3 protein-coding genes are annotated in these 1925 nt (G+C 31.6%); all 3 read left to right on the top strand.

The genetic code is table 11. The annotated features are described in order from the left end of the window. The first annotated feature begins 109 nt into the window (after positions 1-109). Genes WA340_RS05920 through WA340_RS05910 form a run of 3 tightly spaced genes read left to right on the top strand, consistent with a single transcriptional unit; the run spans position 110 to position 1797 of the window. Positions 110-697 carry a toll/interleukin-1 receptor domain-containing protein gene (locus WA340_RS05920; RefSeq protein ID WP_336127856.1) on the top strand — a complete coding sequence of 196 codons (588 nt, stop codon included), beginning with the start codon at positions 110-112 and terminating at the stop codon, positions 695-697. A 4-nt stretch (positions 698-701) separates the two neighbouring features. After that, on the top strand, positions 702-1130 hold the full coding sequence (locus tag WA340_RS05915) for a hypothetical protein (protein ID WP_336127855.1): 429 nt from the start codon (positions 702-704) through the stop codon (positions 1128-1130). Between the two features lies 1 nt (position 1131). Beyond that, on the top strand, positions 1132-1797 hold the full coding sequence (locus tag WA340_RS05910; protein ID WP_336127854.1) for a TIR domain-containing protein: 666 nt from the start codon (positions 1132-1134) through the stop codon (positions 1795-1797). The last annotated feature ends 128 nt before the right edge of the window (positions 1798-1925 follow it).

The raw sequence follows: 1925 nt of genomic DNA, 5'->3' as shown, positions 1-1925 counted from the left end.
AAATCCTCGCGGATTTTCAGCTTGGTGTGTACTTGCAAAGTTAAGTGCTAACCCACGCAACTACTCATAGCCGAGACCGTTGTGGGCAATTTAAAAAACGACAAACAGAATGATATTTGAACGAGGACATTTTCAATCTAAAAGCATAAATGAATCATTTGTGAATGAATCATTACGAGAGGTAAAAATGTTTAGTCACAATAAACCATATTCAAATACAAATACAGTTTTTCTTTCGCATAAACATAGTGACTTGAAGGATTTACAAGGTGTGATGGGTCTTTTAAAAGAGTATGGCGTGAAAGTTTATATTGATAGTATGGACAATAAAATGCCAAAGGAAACATCTGGAGAAACGGCAAAAAGAATTAAAGAAGTAATTAAATTTTGCAAAAAATTCGTTTTACTAGCTACAGAAAAAGCAATAGAATCATATTGGTGTAATTGGGAACTTGGATTTGGAGATACTCATAAATATATTGATAATATTGCAATTCTTCCAATGAAAGAGCAAGGTACTTATGACCATAATTATAAAGGAAATGAGTATTTACAAATATACCCAAGGATAGATTATAATAAAGCATTCACAAATATTCACGGTCATTATTTTAAAGAAGGTTACTATGTTAAAAAACCTGCTAATAAAGAAGGAACTGTATATATAACAGAATTAAGTGAATGGTTAAAACAGTAATCAAATGAATAAAGAAACATTACATAAGGAAATCGACTTAATCCAAGGTGTGATTAATCGAATGGCAAACAATTCATTTTTGCTCAAGGGCTGGACTATTACATTAATTGTGGCAGTTTTAGCTTTAACTAGAGACACTTTAGTAACCAATGATGTTACTTATTTGTCTTTAGTACTATTAATACCACTTTTAGTTTTTTGGTATTTAGACGCTTTTTTTCTTCATAAAGAAAGGTGCTATATAGCTCTTTATAATTGGGTAATAAAAAACAGAGCAGAATCAAATGAAAATTTATATGATTTAAATTATAGAAGATTTGAAAATGAGGTTGATTCCATTTGGAAAATTATGTTTTCTTCAACATTAAGAACTTTTTATGGTATTGTAGCTTTAATTCTTATGGCAATAACTATTTATAACCTTGTTCAATAAAATGGGTAGAAAAATTTTTGTTTCATATAAATATGCGGATTCTTTGGTTGAGGCATTACCGACAGTTTTCTTTACTCAGACAACTGCTCGTCACTATGTTGATGAGCTTCAAAAGTTGTTAGCAGAAGACGACCATATTTACAAAGGAGAAAATGATGATGAAAGTTTAGAAGGCTTTAAAGACACAACAATTCAATCAAAACTTCGAGTAAAAATATTTGATAGTTCAACTACAATAGTTTTTGTTTCTAAAGGAATGAAAGAATTTTACACGCCAGAGGCTGACCAATGGATTCCTTGGGAAGTGGCGTATTCAATGAAAGAAATGAGGAAAGGTGATAAGGTAAGTGGAACTAACGCTGTTTTAGCAGTCGTTCTTCCTGACGAAAACGGCAGTTATAATTACTATATTGAGGAAAATAGAGCCTGTGGAAGTCGAACACTAAAAACAAATTTTCTTTTTCAAATTTTAAAGGACAATATGTTTAACATAAAGAACCCTGAAACGAGAGAATGTAATGGCAATACAATTTATAATGGTTATTCATCATATATTCATTCTGTAGAATGGGGAGACTTTAAGAAAGACGTTAGTAAATACATAGAAATTGCCAAATCAATTCAAGAAAATTTGGACAACTATGAATTATGCAAAACAGTAAAATAAAAACTGCCCACAACAATGGCTATAAGTAATTGCTTGTTCTCGCCTACTTCTGAAAATCCTCGCGGATTTTCAGCTTGGTGCGTACTTGCAAAGTTAAGTGCTAACCCACGCAACTACTCATAGCCGAG

This window comes from Mesoflavibacter sp. CH_XMU1422-2, from assembly GCF_037029245.1.
GTDB classification, from domain to species: Bacteria; Bacteroidota; Bacteroidia; order Flavobacteriales; family Flavobacteriaceae; genus Mesoflavibacter; species Mesoflavibacter zeaxanthinifaciens.
Note: the sequence above shows the minus strand (reverse complement) of the source record. Positions and strands in the feature narration are given on the sequence as shown.